Source organism: Gammaproteobacteria bacterium, from assembly GCA_009838035.1.
GTDB lineage: Bacteria > Pseudomonadota > Gammaproteobacteria > Steroidobacterales > Foliamicaceae > Foliamicus.
On record VXSK01000023.1, the window covers coordinates 138595 to 154774 of the forward strand.

Here is a 16180-nt window from a genome sequence, read left to right on the forward strand (position 1 = left end):
ACCGGAGCCCGCACCACCGTAGTCTGCGGCTCGCTCGCGTACGACAACATCATGCTGTTTCGCGGCCGCTTTGGCGAACAGATCCTTCCCGACAAGGTACACATCCTCAACGTGGCCTTCGAGGTTCCCGAGTTCCGGCGCGAATTCGGCGGCTGCGCCGGCAACATCGCCTACAACCTGGCGCTGCTGGGCGACCGGCCGCTCATGCTGGCCGCCGCGGGCAGCGACTTCGCGCCCTACCGCAAGCGCATCGAGCAACTCGGAATGGACACGGCGCTGATCAGCGAACTGCCCGACCAGCTCACCGCGCAGGCCTACATCATCACCGACCTGGACGACAACCAGATCACCGCCTTCCACCCGGGCGCGATGAACCACGCGCACTGCCGCGAGCTGCCGCCGGAATCGGGAGCGCAACTGGGGCTTGTTTCACCGGACGGCCGCCAGGCCATGCTCGACCACGCCCGGCAGATGCACGAGGCCGGCTTGCCTTTCCTGTTCGATCCGGGCCAGGGGCTGCCGAACTTCAGCGGCGAGGAACTGCGCGACTTCATCCGCATGGCGGCCTGCGTGGCGGTCAACAGTTACGAAGCGGAAATGCTGAAGCGCGCCTCGGGCTGGAACCGGGAGCGGATCTGCGCCGAGGCGGATGCGCTGATCGTGACCGAAGGCGCGCAGGGCGCGAAGATCTTCCACGGGGATCGTTGCGAAACCATTCCGGCGGCCCGCACCGAAGAAGTCGTGGACCCGACCGGTTGCGGCGACGCCTTCCGGGCCGGCCTGGCTTACGGTATCGTGAGAAGATGGGACTGGAAAGACTCGGGTAGGCTGGCGGCGCTGCTGGGCGCGATCAAGGCGGGCAGCGCCGGAACGCAGAACCATCGATTCGATCGAGAGCGGATTGAGAGTGAATTCAAGGAGAACTACGGCTATGAGATTGATCTCGGCGGCAGCGGGACTGACGCTGCTCTGCCTGGGCGCGCAGGCGCAGGATAACGAGGCCGCCTGGCGGCAGACCCTGGAGGAGATCCGCCCCTCGGTCGTTTCCCTGAAGGTCAACAAGACCCGGCCCTTCGACACCGAGTCCAACACGCTGCTCGACGGAACCGGCTTCGTCGTGGACGCCGAGCGCGGGATCATCCTCACCAACCGGCACATCGTATCGACCGGCCCGGTGAAGGGCGAGGCGCTGTTCGCCAACCAGGAAGAGATCGAACTCGAGCGCCTGTACGCCGATCCCGTGCACGATTTCGGCTTTCTCCGCTACGACCCGGCCGGGCTTCGCCACATCCGCCCCGAGGGCCTGGAACTGGCCCCGGAAGCGGCGCAGCTCGGGCGCGAAATCCGCGTCGTGGGCAATGACGCGGGCGAACGGTTTTCGATTCTCGCCGGAACCATCGCGCGGCTGGACCGCACCGCCCCGAACTACGGTTTCGGCCGCTACAACGACTTCAATACCTTTTATATCCAGGCCGCTTCCGGCACCTCGGGCGGCTCCTCGGGCAGCCCGGTCATCGATATCGAGGGCCGCGCGGTGGCCCTGAACGCGGGTGGCCAGGTGCGCGCGCAAACCAGCTATTTCCTGCCGCTGGAACGGGTTCGCCGGGCGCTGGCGCTGATCCAGGAAGGCCAGCCGGTGCCGCGCGGCGGCCTGCTGACCACCTTCGAGCAACTGCCGTACGACGAACTGCGCCGGCTGGGACTGGGAGAGGAAGCCGAGGCCGACGCCCGGGCGGCCTTTCCGGACAGCGCCGGCCTGCTGGTCGTGCGTTCGACGCTGCAGGGGTCCGCGGCTTCATCCGCGTTGATTCCGGGCGACATCCTGCTGCGGATCGAGGACCAGGAGTTTCCCGACTTCCTGCGCCTGGAAACCGTGCTCGACGGTAGCGTCGGCCAACCGGTGACGTTGCTGATCGAGCGCCGGGGCCGCGTCATCGAAGCGGTCATCGAAGTGAGCGACCTGCACGCGGTCACGCCGAGCGAATACATCGCTTTCGCCGGGGCCTATCTGCACCCGACCTCGTATCAGCAGGCGCGCCATTTCAACGTGCCGCTGAACACGATCTACGTGGCGCAGCCCGGCTACATGCTGGGCCTGGCCGCGATCGAGAACGGATCGATCCTGCGCGAAATCAACGGACGGCCGGTGGAGACGCTGGACGACGTCGAACAGGCGCTGCAAGTGCTGGGGCATGAAGACGTGGCGCAGTTCCGCTACAGCACGCCGCGCAACCCGCGGGCCAACCAGGTGCGCAGCGCCCGCACCGGCCGGGGCTGGTTCGCGGCCGAACGCTGCCGGCAGGGCGAGTCCAGCCAGGACTGGTCGTGCCGGCCGCTTGCGCCCGCGGCGGCGGCCGGGGCGCCCGAACCCCGAATGACCCAGCCACGCGAGTTCGACGATTCGCGGCTGCGCCGGATCGCGCCCTCGCTGGTGCACGTGCGATTCGACATGCCGTACGTGGTGTCCGCGGTCAACGGGCAGCACTACTACGGCGCCGGGCTGATCGTCGATACCGAAAGGGGATGGGTGGTCGTGGACCGCAATACCGTGCCCGAGACGATGGGCGACGCGGTGCTGACCTTCAACGGAACGCTGGAGGTCACGGCCCGGGTCGCCGCCATCCACCCGGTGCACAACCTGGCCGTGCTGCAGTACGACCCGGCGCTGCTGGGCGACACGCCCCTGCGGGCCGCGGTCTTCGCTCCGCGGGCGCCGCGGGCCGGCGAGGAGATCTTCCTGGCGGGCTTCCGCCCCGACCTGGAGCCGGTGATCCGGTCCTACGAAGCCGGCGATCTGAAGCCGATCAACGTGATGCCGTCGAACTTCGGCGGCTTTCGCGAGGCCAACCTCGAAATTTTGGAAGTGGAGAATGCCGACGTGCAGATTTCCGGCGTGCTGCTGGATTCGCGCGCACGGGTCACGGCGCTGTGGAGCAGTTTCGCGTCGGGATCGAGAAACCGTCCCAACGAAATGGTCGCCGGCCTTCCGATCGAACACGTCCGGGTGATGCTCGATCACCTGCGGCAGGAGGCGTCCTGGCGTTCGCTGGAGGTCGAGTGGCAACGCGCGCCGCTGTCGGTGGCCCTGCGGCGCGGTCTGCCGGAGGGCTGGCGGCTGAAGGTGGAAGAGCACGATAGGGAACGCCGCCAGGTGCTGATGGCGGAACGGGCCGTGGCCGGCACGCCCGCCGCCGACCAGGTGCGGCCTGGAGACCTGCTGCTGACGATCAACGGCCGGATGGCCACGCGGCCGCGGGAAGTCGAACAGGCGATCGCGGGCGCGGAGCGGGCCGAGTTGCTGGTCTGGCGCAATGGCGAAGAGCTGAAACTGGATTTCGATACGGTGGAACTGGGCTGGGAGGGCCTGCAGGAGGTGCTGTTCTGGGCCGGCGCGCTGATTCAGGACCCGCAGCGCGGAATGGCCGCCCAGCTTGCGATCAGGCCGCAAGGCGTCACGATCCAGCACTACACCTTCGGATCGCCGGCCCACCGCTACCTGCTGCCGATCCGCTACCTGCAGGTCATCGCGCTGGACGGGCAGCCCGTAGCAAGCCTGGGCGAGTTCGCCGGCGCGCTTCAGAACGCGGGTGATAAGCCCATCATTCGCGTCGAGGGCATCACGCCCACCGGCGCGACCAAGGTTGCGACGGTGAAACTCGACCCCGGCTACTGGCCAAGTTCGCGCTTGCGGCTGAGCGACGGCGAGTGGGAGCGCTTGAATCTGGGCGAGTAGGAGGCGCTTCGATCCCGCTCCTTTGTGTGCTTCCCTCTTTCCGGAGGCGCCATCCTGGCTCGATTCTCGCTCTCCTGCTCCAACGCTCCTGAAAGAGGGAAGCACACAAAGGAGCTACGGTCGGCGAATCTCCCGAAGGAAGGCACTTGCTTAGCGCATGGCGCGGGCGGCCAGTGCACGTTTCAGCGGCGGCGCCCGATCCACGGCGCCCATCCCCAGGGCTGCAAGCGGCGCCAGCGCACCCTCGAAGGCCGCGTTGATCGCGTGGATGCCCCATGACATTTCTTCGCCGTAACGGGCCCGCTCGCGGGCGAAACGGGCCAGAACGCGGGCGTCGCCGATCAGCGCGTCGCCTTGGCCGGCGCAGACGCGCGCCAGCGCCTCGGCGTCGCCCAGTCCAAGGTTGAGCCCCTGGCCGGCGAGGGGATGTATGGTGCGCGCCGCTTCCCCAACCAGTGCGTAGCGTTCCCCGCAGGTTTGTTCCGCCCGGCCGCGGCGTAATGGAAACGAGGCGATCGGGGTTGCGGGGGTGAGATTGCCGGCCACGCCCGCGCCAGTCTCGTTCAGCGCGGTCTGGAGGCCCTGGTCGCCGAGGTCCTTGATTCGTTCGGCGCGCTCGTCGGGCAGGCTCCAGACGATGCTCATCCGGCTCTCGCTCAACGGCAGCAAGGCCAGGACGCCGTCGTCTTCGAACCGCTGCCAGGCCGTGTCTCCATCTGCTTCGCTGCAATCCGCTTCGAATACCAGGCCGGTCTGGCCGTACCCGGTCGAACGGAATTCGACTCCCAGCGCCGAACGCAGCTTCGATTGTGCGCCGTCGGCGCCGATCAGGAGTTCGGCGCCGATCTCGTCGCCGTTATCGAGATCGAGGTAGCCGCAATCCTCCTCGATCCGCACGGACGCCAGCGCCGCGCCGGAGTAGACGCGAATCCCCTTGCACTCCTGCGCCAGGTCCCAGAGCACGCGCCGCAGCGGCGCCTCGTGAGCCACGCAGCCCAGCGACTTGACGCCCAGCTCGGCCGCGTCGAACGTGATTGAGTTCCCGGATGCGGGCCCGCCTTCTCCCCGCCACACAACCATCCGCGAAAACGCATGCGCCTGGAAATCCTGGGAGCGGGGACGTTTCGTCCTCGTGGAGGGCGGGACGCCCTCCCCCCCAGGGGGACGCCCAGGTTGCAGCCCGCATTCGTTCAGCGTTTCCACGGCGCCGGGGGATAGCGTCAGTGCGCGTTGCGGTTCCTTGCCTTCACTTTTCCGTGGAGCGGACCGCTCCACGAGCGCGACGTCCCAGCCGCAACGGCGGTTGAGCAATAGCGCGCACGCCAGGCCCACGGTGCCGCCTCCGGCGACCGCGGCCTGATAGCGCGCACTCATAAAGGCAATCCGCGCGCCAGGCGCGACATGCGCCCGCCCTGCCCCAGCGCGAAACGCGCCAGCATCGGCCTGGCCTGCGGCAGGACGTCAAACGCCTGCAACCCCAGACCGCGCAAGGGGCGCAGCCAGGCGCTCCGGCTCAGCCGCGCGAGGCTGTCGGTAAAGCGCACCACGTTGGCCTGGTCCGACCGCCGCCACGAGGCATAGCGCGCCAGCAGGGCCGGATCGCCGGGATCGGCCGGAGGCCGGCCAGCCGCGGTCAGCGTTTCCGACAGCGCCGCGACGTCGCGCAGCGCCAGGTTGAATCCCTGGGCCACCAGCGGATGGACGCTGTTGGCCGCCGCGCCCACCAGCACCGAACGGGGCGCGGTGACCCGCTCCGCCCGATCCAGCGCCAGCGGATAAACGGCGCGTGGCCCGACCGCGACGAACTCCCCGGCGCGGTAACCCACCAGTTCCTGCAAACGGGCAAGCAGGTCCGCGTCGTTCAGTTCCCCGAGTTTCTCCGCGCCCCGGTTTGACACGATCACGAACCCGTAGCGGCGCCCGCCCGCGGGCAACACGGCCAGCGGGCCCTCGGCGGTAAAGCGCTCCCAGGCCGTGTCCGGCCGGACCGCCTTGCGGACCTCGGCCAGGCCCGTCAGCGCAACCTGCGGGTATTCCTTGTGCTCGGCTTGGATGCCGAACTTCTCGCGCAACGGCGAGCGCGCGCCTTCCGCCACCGCCAGCAAACGAGTCGTGAGCGTCTTCTGCTTCCCGGCGCCGGCTTTGACGCTGACGCGCACTTTGTCCGACTCCGTCTTCACCGAATGCACCTTGCCCGGGCAATAGATGTCGACACAATCCGACTCGCGCAGCTTTTCCCAAAGCGCCTGTCCCAGCACGCGGTTGCGAACCACGCTGCCCAGGCTGTCCAGCCCCTGCGATGCGGCGTCGATCCGCGCGCCTCCGAAGCAGCCGCGCTCGGAAATCTCCACGGCCCGGATCGGGCTGGGCGTCTCGGCAAGCCGCGGCCAGACGCCCAGGTTCTCGAGGATCCGAACGCCGGTGCGCGCAATCGCGCTGGTGCGGTCGTCGAGGCTGGGCTGGCGCGGGTCCTCCGGCGGAACGGCCTCGACCACGGCCACCTTCAGCCCCAGGTCCGCCAGCGCCACCGCGAGACTGGCGCCAGTCAGCCCGCCGCCGGCCACCAGGACCGCGTACATCAGCCGGAGCCGACCAGCGCTTCGATTTCGTCCGGGTCCTTGGGCAGCGCGGCCGTCAGCACCTCGTGTCCGGACGCGGTCACCGCCACGTCGTCCTCGATCCGAATCCCGATTCCGCGGAAATCCTTGGGAACGTCGTTGTTCTCCGCGGCGATATAGATGCCCGGTTCGACCGTGCAGCACATGCCGAGTTCGAGCTTGCGCGGTTCGCCGTCGGTCTCATAGTCGCCCACGTCGTGCACGTCCATTCCCAGCCAGTGCGAGGTGCGGTGCATGAAGAACTCGCGGTAGGCGCCGTCGCGAACCAGCTCGGACACCTTGCCCTTGAGCAGTCCGATCCGCTTGAGCCCGCGCGTGATCACGTCGACGGCGGCATGGTGCGGGTCGAGGATGGCCGCGCCGGGTTCCATCGTCGCGATCGCTGCGCGCTGCGCTTCCAGCACGATTTCGTAGACGGCGCGTTGCTCGGGCGAGTACGCGCCACCGACCGGCCAGGTCCGGGTAATGTCGGACGCGTAGCCTTCGAGTTCGCAGCCCGCATCGACCAGCAGCAGGTCGCCGTCGCGCATCCGGCTCGTGTTCTCGTTGTAGTGCAGGATGCAGGCATTGACGCCGGAGGCGACGATCGAGGGATACGACTCGGTCGCGCCGCTCCGGTTGAAGCGATAGACGATCTCCGCTTCCACCTCGTATTCGTACATGTCCGGGCGGGTGCGCCGCATCCCCCGCTTGTGGGCATCGACCGCCACCGCCGCGGAACTGCGCATGCACTCCAGCTCCGTTTCGTGCTTGCACAGGCGCATTTCGTGCAAGTAGAAGTCCAGCGCGGCAACCTGCACCGGCGCCTTGTTGCGCTCCCTGGACCCGTCACGCATTTTCTTCAGCCAACCGCCCAGCCGCGCCTCGAAATCCGGGTTGCTGCCGAGGTCGTAGTGGACCGTGTCGCAGCCCTTGAGCAACTTGGGCATGACCTCGTCCAGCGCGCCGATGGGATAGGCGGAATCCGCGCCGAATTGCTCCTTCGCCCCGTCGGGTCCGGCGCGCTTGCCGTCCCAGAGTTCGCGCTGGGGATCGCGGTCGCGGCAGAACAGCACGAACTCGCCGTCGGCGCGGCCGGGCACGAGCACGGCCACCGCCTCGGGCTCGCGAAATCCGGTCAGGTACAGCAGGTTGGTGTCCGGGCGATACGGGTAATCGACGTCGCGGCTGCGAACCCTCACCGGGCTCGCGGGAACGATGGCCGCGCAGCCCGGACCGAGCGCGCCGAGAAGGGCGCGGCGCCGGCGGGCGAAGTCTTCGGCCTGGAGCATTTGCCGATTTTAGCCGGTCGCCCGTTCCCCGCGCGTCCACTCGAAAGAGGCGCTTCGTGCTATATTCGCGGGTTATGGCACAGGAACAAAACCTGCAGAACGAGATCGAATTGCTGTCGGAGCGGGTCGACGAACTGCTCGACCTGAACGATCAGTTGCGCCGCGAGAATGCCGCGCTGCTGACCCAGTGCGAAAAGCTACAGGGCGAGCGCTCCAGGCTGTTCAATACACGGGAGGAAGCGCGTCAGCGGGTCGCCGAGATGGTTCAGCGGCTGCGCAGCATGGAACGCAGCGTGTGACCGAAAAGTTCGAGACCGTCAGGCTTCGAATCCTGGGCGAGGATCACACAATCGCCTGTGAACCTGGGGACCGCGAGGTGCTGAAGAGCGCGGCTTCCCTGCTCGACGAGCAGATCGAGAACGTGCAGCACGCGGACCCCCTGCTCGACACGACCAACGTCTTCATGCTGGCGGCTCTGAGGCTCGCCACCAACCTGCTGCAATCGCAGCGTGACAAGGACAGCAGCGCCACCGAAACCATCGACAGCGTACGCAGCGTCCGCCGGCGCGTCGAACGGCGCCTCGAAAAAGCCGCTGCCGCCGACGGCGCCAAGGCCCAAGCCGCAGGCTGATCGACGACCTGCGCTCCTCACTGCGCAAGACGCGCGCGAAACTGAGCGCCGCCAGGCGCGACCAAGCCGCCGAGAGTTGCGCACAACTGGCGCGCACCCTGCCCGCGCTGCAACACGCACGCTGCATCGCCGCCTACATGGCCCACCGCGGCGAAATGTCCTGCGAGCCGATCATCGACTGGGCGCTGGGGCGTGGTGTGACCATACTGCTGCCCGTGGTAGTCGGACGGCACATGCGGTTCGCCCCATTCCGTCCCGGCGAGGCGCTGACGCCGAACCGTTGGGGAATACTCGAACCGGAATGGCGCCCGGCGCGCTGGGTTAGCGCAAGGCGGCCGAACGTGGTCCTCCTGCCACTGGTGGCTTTCGACTCCGGTGGCAACCGGCTGGGCCAGGGGGGCGGCTACTACGATCGCGCGTTCGCGTTTCGCAATACCGCGAAGAACTGGCGGCGGCCTTTGCTGGTGGGTCTCGGCTACGACTTCCAGCAGGTGGGGCAGCTTGACGTGAAGCCGACCGACGTGCCGGTGGATGCGGTGATCACCGAGCGGCAGATCCATGAGTTTCGGCGGTGATTGAGGGCGGGACGCCCTCGTTCCCAGGGTACGCCGCCCGCTCCATATAATGGCGACACCCGGGAGCCCGCGAGGCCGTTTCTCGCCCCCGCCACGGTAAAGCCGATTGCGATCGAAAAAGACGGACAAAGAGGCAGCGCTAGCGGCCAAGCGCCACGCCGCGCGGGCCGCGATTGAGCACATCCGTCACGACTGCCGCCTGGGCGTAGGCACGGGCAGCACCACCAACGAGTTCATCGCCCTACTCCCGGACGTCCGCGACCGGATCACGACCGTCGCTTCCAGCTCGCAGGCAACCACCGATCTGCTGAACGATCTCGGATTCGAGGTGTCGCCCCTGAGTCAATGCGGCACGCTGGACCTCTACGTGGACGGCGCCGACGAGACCGACGACCACCGCCGCCTGATCAAGGGCGGCGGCGCAGCGCTGACCGGCGAAAAAATACTCGTGGCGTCCTCGCGCCGTTTCGTCTGCATCGTGGACGAAACCAAGCGGGTCAAGCTGCTCGGCAAGTTCCCGCTTCCCGTGGAGGTCATCCCGATGGCGCGCTCGGCCGTGGCCCGCAAGCTCGTTGAAATGCGCGGCCAGCCGCAGTACCGCGAAGGCGTGGTCACCGATTACGGCAACGAGATCCTGGACGTGCACAACCTGAAAATCCTCGATCCGGTGGAAATGGAAACCGAAATCAACCAGATTCCCGGCGTTGTGACCGTGGGCCTGTTCGCCCGCCACCGCCCCGAAGTCGTGATCGTCGGCACAGCAGAAGGCGCCTACTCCCTATAATCCGGCTATGTTGCGGGGGTATCTAAAGCCGACAGGGTTCGCGCTCGCGCTGGCGCTGGCCGCCCCGCACGCCACGGCGCAAACCGAACAAAACGATCCAACCGACCAGTCCGACACGATCGACGAGATTGTCGTCATGGCCAGGACCGGCAGCCGGATCAGCCGGCAGAGCGATTCGCCGTCGCCGCTGACGATCCATGAAGGGGCGGACCTGACCGACGCGGGGCTGAAGGACATTCGCGACATGGTGGGGGTGCTCTCGATCAACGCGGGCGCCGAGAACAACTCCGACAATCTGGATCAGAACTACACGGTAGGCACGGCCAACGTCAATCTGCGCGGGCTGGGCGTCGCCTCCACCCTGGTGCTCGTCAACGGCAGGAGGCAGGTGCTTTCCTCGGCGCAGACCGACGACGGGTTCAGTTTCGTGGATCTGGCGGCGCTCACGCCCATGCTCGCCGTGGAACGCGTCGAGATCCTCAAGGACGGCGCCGCCGCGATTTACGGCTCCGAGGCGGTGGCCGGCGTCGTGAACTTCATCACCCGTAGCGGCTACAACGGCTTCGAGCTGCGAACCGAGTTCCGCGCGCGCACCAACGACGGCTCCCAGGAAGACCTGACCGTCGATGCGGTCTATGGCGGCGACTTCGGCGGGGGCGACGGCGGGTTCCTCGTGGCCGCCAGCTACCTGGACCGCACCAGCCTGATACTGGCAGAAGTCGATTGGCTTAAGCCCTCCACCAGCGGTTTCGGCAATCCGGCCAGCTTCAACGTGCCGTCCCTGGCACGAACGGTGGCCGATCCGGGTTGCGAGCGCTACGAGGGACTGTTGCAGCAGCTTTCCGGAGGCGGCGAAATCTGCCGTTTCGACTACGCCCCGCAAATCACGACGATACCCAACGAACGGCGCCTGCAGCTCTGGGGCCAGGGCGACTGGAACCGGGGCGGCAGAACGGCGCTGTGGGCCGAATTCGGCTACGCGAAGAACGACATCAACCGCGAGGTGTCGCCCAGCTTTCCGGTGCTGAATACGCCCGTGGTGCCGGCCTATCACCCGGCCAATCCCTACGGCGAGGACGTGTTCTTCCAGGGACGGCCGTACGGTTACGCGCATCCTCCGGAGGTCAACTACTACGAGCACGAAACCCTGAGGATCGCCGCCGGCATGGAGGGCGAACTCACGAATTCCGCGTCCTGGAACGTCTCCGTGGTCTGCGGCGCCAACGACGCCCTGCAAAACCCGCGCGACGTGCACATCGCGAACTTCCAGGCCGCGCTGAACGGCTTCGGCGGCAGCAACTGCGCGGACGCACCCGACCGGACGCCCGGACAGGGCGGCTGCCTGTTCTTCAACCCCTTCAGCTCGAACTTCGAGGCGGCGCCCGGCTCGCCGCTCGCCAACGGGCGCGAACTGTACGAGTTCATCATCGGCAACTACATCGGCCTGGGCGACTCGCGACTGACGACCGTTGAGGCCAACATCAACGGCGACCTGCCCGTTTTCGGAGGCGGCTATGCCGTCGGCGCCCAGCACCGCCAACAGTCGCTGGATTTTCGCTACGACACCGTTACCCGCCATGACGGCTGGGCGTTTCTGATCGGCAACCCCGACTTCGACGCGGACGATTCGGTCTATGCCGTCTATGGCGAGGTCTGGCTGCCGCTGACCGACGTCCTGGAGGTCACCGGCGCGCTGCGTTACGAGGACTACGGCTCCGGCGTGGGCAATACGCTGGATCCGAAGGTCACGCTGCTCTACCGACCTCTCGACACCTTGTCGCTGCGGGGTTCTTACAGCACCTCGTTCCGGGCGCCATCGCCGTTTCAGACCCGCGGCGCGCAAACCAACTTCTCCAACATCGTCGATTACGACGGATCGAGGACCTTCGCCGGACGCCGCACGCTGGGCGACCCCACGCTGCAACCGGAAACGTCAAGCGCATACAACCTGGGCGTGACCTGGCAGGGAAGCGCATCCTGGACGCTGAGCGCCGATTTCTGGCGCTACGAGTTCGAGGACGTCCTGCGCAAGGAGAACGCGCAGGCGATCGTGAATGCCGACCCGTTCGACGCGCGCATCGAAAGGACTTCCGCCGGCACCGTTTCCATCGTCAACGTGGCGTTCATCAATGCCGACCGGATCGAAACCACCGGCGTCGATCTTTCGGCGCGCGGCAGCGTGGACACGGGCGCCGGACTGTTTTCGGGGTGGGCCGAGGCCACCTGGCTTCTCAGTTATGACGTGACGAACGCGGGCATCGAAATCGACGCGCTGGGCAAGCTCAATCGGGCCAACGTGGGCGCGCCCAACCAGAGATTCCGGGGCGCGGCCGGCCTGTCCTGGGCCCGGGGGGCGTGGGAAGTCAACGGCCTGGTGCGCCACGTCGGCGGCTATGAAGACGATGGCGGCGGCTCGATCAACAGCTTCACCACGCTGGACGCGAACGTCCGCTGGTCGCTCGGCGGTATTCCTGGTTTCGGTGGCGGCCTCGGCGCCGACTACGAGACGACCATCACCCTCGGCGCCGCCAACCTGCTCGACGAAGACCCGCCCTACGTGGCCATAGGCGGTAATTACGACCCCCGCTCCGCCGACCCCCGCGGCCGCCGCGTCTTCCTGGGAGTGCGAATCAGAACCCAGTAAACCGCAATCATGGCAAAATGCCTGCCTCTTCAAACCCGGAGACCTCAGGCCCATGTCCGCATCCGCCTCATTCGCCCCGATCCACGTCCGCAACCCGCGCACCGGCGAGCGCGACTACGTGCTCAAGCCCGCCACGCCCGACGAGGTCGCATCCACCGCCGACCGCCTGCGCATGAACCAGCCCGCCTGGCTGGACCTCGGACTGGAGAAGCGCATCGAGGCAATGAACGCGTTCGCGGACGCCGTGCAGGACAACCGCCAGGCGATCTTCGACGCGCTCTGCGCGGACACGGGACGCGTCCTGATCACGCACATCGAGATCGACAACCTCAGGCACATGACCGACCGGATGGCCGGCTTCGCCCGCGATCTGATCAAGAAAGAAGCGGCGCGTAACAGTGCGGTGCCCACCATCATGGCGCGCACGCAACTGGTCCCCTACCCCCTGGTCGGCATCATCTCGCCCTGGAACTTCCCCTTCCTGCTGGGAATGATCGACTCGGTCCCGGCGCTTCTCGCGGGCAGCGCGATCCTCTACAAGCCCAGCGAGATCACGCCCCGCCACGCGGACCCCGTTCGCGAGTGCTTCGCCCAGGTCCCCGGACTTGCGGACGTGGTCGATTACGCGATGGGCGCCGGGGCGACCGGCGAGGCCGTGATCGACAACACCGACGCCGTCTGCTTCACGGGCAGCGTGCGCACCGGGCGCATCGTCGCCGAACGCGCGGCCGGCAATTTCATCCCCGCGTTCCTGGAAATGGGCGGCAAGGACCCGGCCATCGTCCTGGAGTCGGCCGATCTGGAGCGCACCGCCCAGGTCCTGTTGCGTGGTTCGGTCGCGGCGACGGGCCAGGCCTGCCAGTCCGTGGAGCGCATCTACGTGGCCCGCCCGCTGCACGACGCGCTGGTCGAGCGCCTCGCGGAGTTGGCCTCCAACGTAACGCTCAATACCGAAGCACCCGACAAGGGCCACATCGGCCCGCTGATCTTCGAGAAGCAGCTCGCGACCATCCAGTCGCACATCGACGACGCCGTCGAAAAGGGCGCGACCGTGCATTGCGGAGGCAAGCACGTCGATAACGGCGGCACCTGGTATCCGGCGACCGTCGTGAGCGGTGTCAACCACACGATGCGCATCATGACCGACGAGACCTTCGGCCCCGTGCTGCCCGTCATGCCCTTCGACAGCATCGAGGAGGCCGTCGAACTGGCCAACGATTCGCGCTACGGCCTCAGCGCCAACGTCTTCGCCGGCAGCGAGGAAGAAGGCGTGGAAGTGGGCCGGCGCCTGAACGGCGGCGTTATCAGCGTCAACGAAGCATCGCTGTCCGGCTCGGTCCACGAATTCGAGCAGGAACCCTTCAACCTCTCGGGCCTGGGCCGCTCCCGCATGGGCCCCGCCGGCGTCGAACGCTTCTACCGCCACAAGCTCATCCTCTCCGACTCGTCTCCCGAAGCCCGCAACATCGACGCCTACGCCGAACCTGCCACGTAACCTGGGAGAATGCCTGGGAGGGAGGTCGTCCCGACCTCCCAAACCCCCGCCAGTGTTATCATGCCCCCCGCTGGCTCGGCACGCGGCGGGGTATGGCGCAGTCTGGTAGCGCGTCTGCTTTGGGAGCAGAAGGTCAACGGTTCAAATCCGTTTACCCCGACCACTGCGCCAATGGGCCGCCGCTTTCCCGGACTAACCAGTCGATGCGCCTGTAGCTCAACCGGATAGAGCATCGGCCTTCTAAGCCGGTGGTTGCAGGTTCGAGTCCTGCCAGGCGCGCCATCGGCGAAAGCGGCGCCCCAGACGGCGGGCCGGGCAGCAGCATCAACCGTGGTGGGCGTAGCTCAGTTGGTAGAGCCCCAGATTGTGGATCTGGTCGTCGTGGGTTCGAGTCCCATCGTCCACCCCACCCTTTATCGCCGGCTGTGGCAATATTGCACCTCCACCGGCTGGCGCACCACGCCAAACCCACACTGGGCCGTTAGCTCAACTAGGTAGAGCAGTGGACTCTTAATCCATTGGTTGCGGGTTCGATTCCCTCACGGCCCACTTCTTACTCAAGTAAAGCAAAATAAAACAGACGCGCGGGTCAATTCGGTGCCGTCATGCCGCTTCCTCGACCGGCGGATCTCCACATGCGACACAATTGTTCTCCGGCCAATCTCGATCAACCGTTCTTATTCCCGAGTCGTTCTCTCCGTGTTCGATTAGCCATTCGTCGCTCAAGAGCCCACCAAGCTCAGCAATGCGGCGCGTTGATGTAGCGAAGACGCGGCTGATTGAACGAGAAGGGGGGCTTAGCAAACAGTCCAGTGCCATATCGCTGATCATTGCGGTCACGTAGCTAAGCTCTACGGGACCATAAGGGTCGTAATGCGCGCCGCAGGCTGGCTCCTCTTGGCTAGGATCTCCGCCGTCTGGCCACTTTGCAACCCTAAAGGACGGCGACCCCGTCTGGCTGATGTGGCATTGAAAACACCCGCCTTTCCGCACGATAGCCACAGCATGACCCGCACAGGCATGTGCTTCCGTCCAACCGTAAAGGATCGGGCTCTGCCGACCCTGTTCCACATGCCAGCGATTAAGTGCGCTTTCGGCGCCCCAACTCCCGGTAGCTGCGATGATCAAATCTGCCTTCCCCAGGAGTTCAGGTTCGTTGCGCAAGAACTCCTGTAGGGAGCAAGTTCGGCTGTCGATCCTAAGATGAGGAAAGTCGGCTTGCAGTCGCTTGGCCAAGGACTCCGCTTTGTTAAGGCCAACCGCCGTAGCACCCAGCGGATGTCGACCGACATTTGGCCAACTCAAAGTATCAACATCAACCAGAATGATGTTGCCAACCCCCGCCTGCGCAAGCGTGCAGGCAACTGGCGAGCCAACCGATCCACACCCAAACACAACAACCGTGGAATCCAGTAGCCGAGCAGTTCGAGGATCGCGTCCACGTCCATGCACCCAGTGCGCGTCCGCACGCTGTATCGAACTTCGGATGACCGGACTAAATCCAAAAAATCGACGAAGTAACAAAGGCTTCGGTGTGCGTCCCGGTCTGAAACCCTTTGACAGCGGGTCAGTAACCGAATGCGGACGAGAATGCGTAGTTCTTGGGTTTGAGGCCTTGACCGCGATGAGACCAGATCCACCTCGTCCGCGTGCCCCGAGCAGAGCAACCACTTGGTCGGGCTCGCCGACCGCGGCTTGCGCCAGGGCTGAAGCTGCATCCTGTCCTGCATTAACTGCCAATACATGCAAGTCGGACGCCGTTTCGGGATATTCAACCGGGAGCGGCGGCTTCGACAGCCAAATGAAGGCAGCCTCCTCGGTCTTTGCATGGGCATCGGTACCGAAACGGCGACGCACCCACCGCATTAAGGTGCTCTCGTCCTCTCCCGCAATCTCAAGGCCGTCATCTCTCCAGACACGCACGACGCGAGAAGGCGGCTCCGGAGTAAGCAGGCTGAAGAAACGTGTGCCGTCCTCATGTGACTTGTACTGCCAGTAGGTCAAAAACTCTTCGCGAAAGTCCCGCTCGATGATTGACCCTTCCAATAGGTCTTCGACTAACTGAACGGACCGCCCCAAAAGGTTCTCAGCCACAGCGCATGGATCGTCGGGGTCGCACTCCGCCATGTTGGGCAGCAAACACATAATGCCGTCGCTTTCCACATGGGGCCAAGTCATGAACGGTGGGTGGTCAACCAACGCGGTGCGAACCGGGACAGACGGAAAACCAGCGGTGGCCACTAGATCGATGTGGCGCACGATCTCGTCAGAAAAAGTGACACCTATCCGCCAGCCAGCGACAAATTGGCGGCGCGGATAGCACCTCCGCATCATCCGCGCATCCAGCCGTTCGGGGGCCTGCTCCGTCCGCTCGCGTAGACGCGCCTCTAGTTGAAGCGCCATCCGACGCCCGCTGAGTGGCAACGCTG

The 16180-nt window shown here is 66.0% G+C and carries 11 protein-coding genes and 4 tRNA genes; 11 read left to right on the plus strand and 4 right to left on the minus strand.

Annotated features, from left to right (window positions below):
• Positions 1-51: 51 nt before the first annotated feature.
• Both F4Y72_10135 and F4Y72_10140 read left to right on the plus strand, forming a co-directional pair.
• On the plus strand, positions 52-996 hold the full coding sequence (locus F4Y72_10135; GenBank protein ID MXZ28647.1) for a carbohydrate kinase family protein: 945 nt from the start codon (positions 52-54) through the stop codon (positions 994-996).
• Positions 932-3733 (plus strand): hypothetical protein, encoded by a 2802-nt coding sequence (locus tag F4Y72_10140; GenBank protein MXZ28648.1) that lies wholly within the window; start codon positions 932-934, stop codon positions 3731-3733. Before F4Y72_10135 ends, F4Y72_10140 begins: the two co-directional genes overlap by 65 nt.
• A gap of 150 nt (positions 3734-3883) precedes the next feature.
• On the opposite strand, the gene F4Y72_10145 is transcribed toward F4Y72_10140, so the two are convergent.
• The 3 genes from F4Y72_10145 to pepP are packed head-to-tail and all read right to left on the minus strand — an operon-like array spanning position 3884 to position 7622.
• Positions 3884-5107 (minus strand): hypothetical protein, encoded by a 1224-nt coding sequence (locus F4Y72_10145; protein MXZ28649.1) that lies wholly within the window; start codon positions 5105-5107, stop codon positions 3884-3886.
• A complete protein-coding gene (locus F4Y72_10150) occupies positions 5104-6312 on the minus strand; it encodes a 2-octaprenyl-6-methoxyphenyl hydroxylase (GenBank protein MXZ28650.1) in 1209 nt (402 codons plus the stop codon). The genes F4Y72_10145 and F4Y72_10150 overlap by 4 nt, the downstream gene beginning before the upstream one ends.
• Positions 6312-7622, minus strand: coding sequence for a Xaa-Pro aminopeptidase (gene pepP, locus F4Y72_10155; GenBank protein MXZ28651.1), 1311 nt, complete (start codon positions 7620-7622; stop codon positions 6312-6314). The genes F4Y72_10150 and pepP overlap by 1 nt, the downstream gene beginning before the upstream one ends.
• Positions 7623-7683: 61 nt before the next feature.
• Between pepP and F4Y72_10160 the strand changes: the two genes are divergently transcribed.
• From F4Y72_10160 to F4Y72_10200, 9 genes are all read left to right on the plus strand, one after another.
• Positions 7684-8253: a cell division protein ZapA gene (locus F4Y72_10160; GenBank protein MXZ28652.1), complete on the plus strand. Its 570-nt coding sequence runs from the start codon at positions 7684-7686 to the stop codon at positions 8251-8253.
• On the plus strand, positions 8250-8828 hold the full coding sequence (locus F4Y72_10165; GenBank protein ID MXZ28653.1) for a 5-formyltetrahydrofolate cyclo-ligase: 579 nt from the start codon (positions 8250-8252) through the stop codon (positions 8826-8828). Before F4Y72_10160 ends, F4Y72_10165 begins: the two co-directional genes overlap by 4 nt.
• A 106-nt stretch (positions 8829-8934) precedes the next feature.
• The gene (gene rpiA, locus F4Y72_10170; protein ID MXZ28654.1) at positions 8935-9612 is read left to right on the plus strand and encodes a ribose-5-phosphate isomerase RpiA; all 678 of its coding nucleotides are present in this window, start codon (positions 8935-8937) and stop codon (positions 9610-9612) included.
• A gap of 7 nt (positions 9613-9619) precedes the next feature.
• Positions 9620-12256 (plus strand): TonB-dependent receptor, encoded by a 2637-nt coding sequence (locus F4Y72_10175; GenBank protein ID MXZ28655.1) that lies wholly within the window; start codon positions 9620-9622, stop codon positions 12254-12256.
• 52 nt (positions 12257-12308) lie between these two features.
• Positions 12309-13751, plus strand: coding sequence for an aldehyde dehydrogenase family protein (locus F4Y72_10180; protein MXZ28656.1), 1443 nt, complete (start codon positions 12309-12311; stop codon positions 13749-13751).
• An 86-nt stretch (positions 13752-13837) separates the two neighbouring features.
• Positions 13838-13914: transfer RNA gene (locus F4Y72_10185), tRNA-Pro, on the plus strand.
• Between the two features lie 42 nt (positions 13915-13956).
• Positions 13957-14033 (plus strand) — tRNA-Arg (locus F4Y72_10190).
• A 51-nt stretch (positions 14034-14084) separates the two neighbouring features.
• Positions 14085-14160 (plus strand) — tRNA-His (locus F4Y72_10195).
• Positions 14161-14226: 66 nt separating this feature from the next.
• Positions 14227-14300 (plus strand) — tRNA-Lys (locus tag F4Y72_10200).
• Positions 14301-14354: 54 nt separating this feature from the next.
• Here the strand turns inward: F4Y72_10200 and F4Y72_10205 are convergent.
• Positions 14355-16154: a ubiquitin-activating enzyme gene (locus F4Y72_10205; GenBank protein MXZ28657.1), complete on the minus strand. Its 1800-nt coding sequence runs from the start codon at positions 16152-16154 to the stop codon at positions 14355-14357.
• Between the last annotated feature and the right edge of the window lie 26 nt (positions 16155-16180).

Excerpts from the sequence above, each read along its gene's own strand:
- F4Y72_10135 (MXZ28647.1), top strand. The coding sequence starts at position 52 with ATGCTGTTTCGCGGCCGCTTTGGCGAACAGATCCTTCCCGACAAGGTA.
- F4Y72_10140 (MXZ28648.1), top strand. The coding sequence starts at position 932 with ATGAGATTGATCTCGGCGGCAGCGGGACTGACGCTGCTCTGCCTGGGC.
- F4Y72_10145 (MXZ28649.1), bottom strand. The coding sequence starts at position 5,107 with ATGAGTGCGCGCTATCAGGCCGCGGTCGCCGGAGGCGGCACCGTGGGC.
- F4Y72_10150 (MXZ28650.1), bottom strand. The coding sequence starts at position 6,312 with ATGTACGCGGTCCTGGTGGCCGGCGGCGGGCTGACTGGCGCCAGTCTC.
- pepP (MXZ28651.1), bottom strand. The coding sequence starts at position 7,622 with ATGCTCCAGGCCGAAGACTTCGCCCGCCGGCGCCGCGCCCTTCTCGGC.
- F4Y72_10175 (MXZ28655.1), top strand. The coding sequence starts at position 9,620 with ATGTTGCGGGGGTATCTAAAGCCGACAGGGTTCGCGCTCGCGCTGGCG.
- F4Y72_10180 (MXZ28656.1), top strand. The coding sequence starts at position 12,309 with ATGTCCGCATCCGCCTCATTCGCCCCGATCCACGTCCGCAACCCGCGC.
- F4Y72_10205 (MXZ28657.1), bottom strand. The coding sequence starts at position 16,154 with ATGGCGCTTCAACTAGAGGCGCGTCTACGCGAGCGGACGGAGCAGGCC.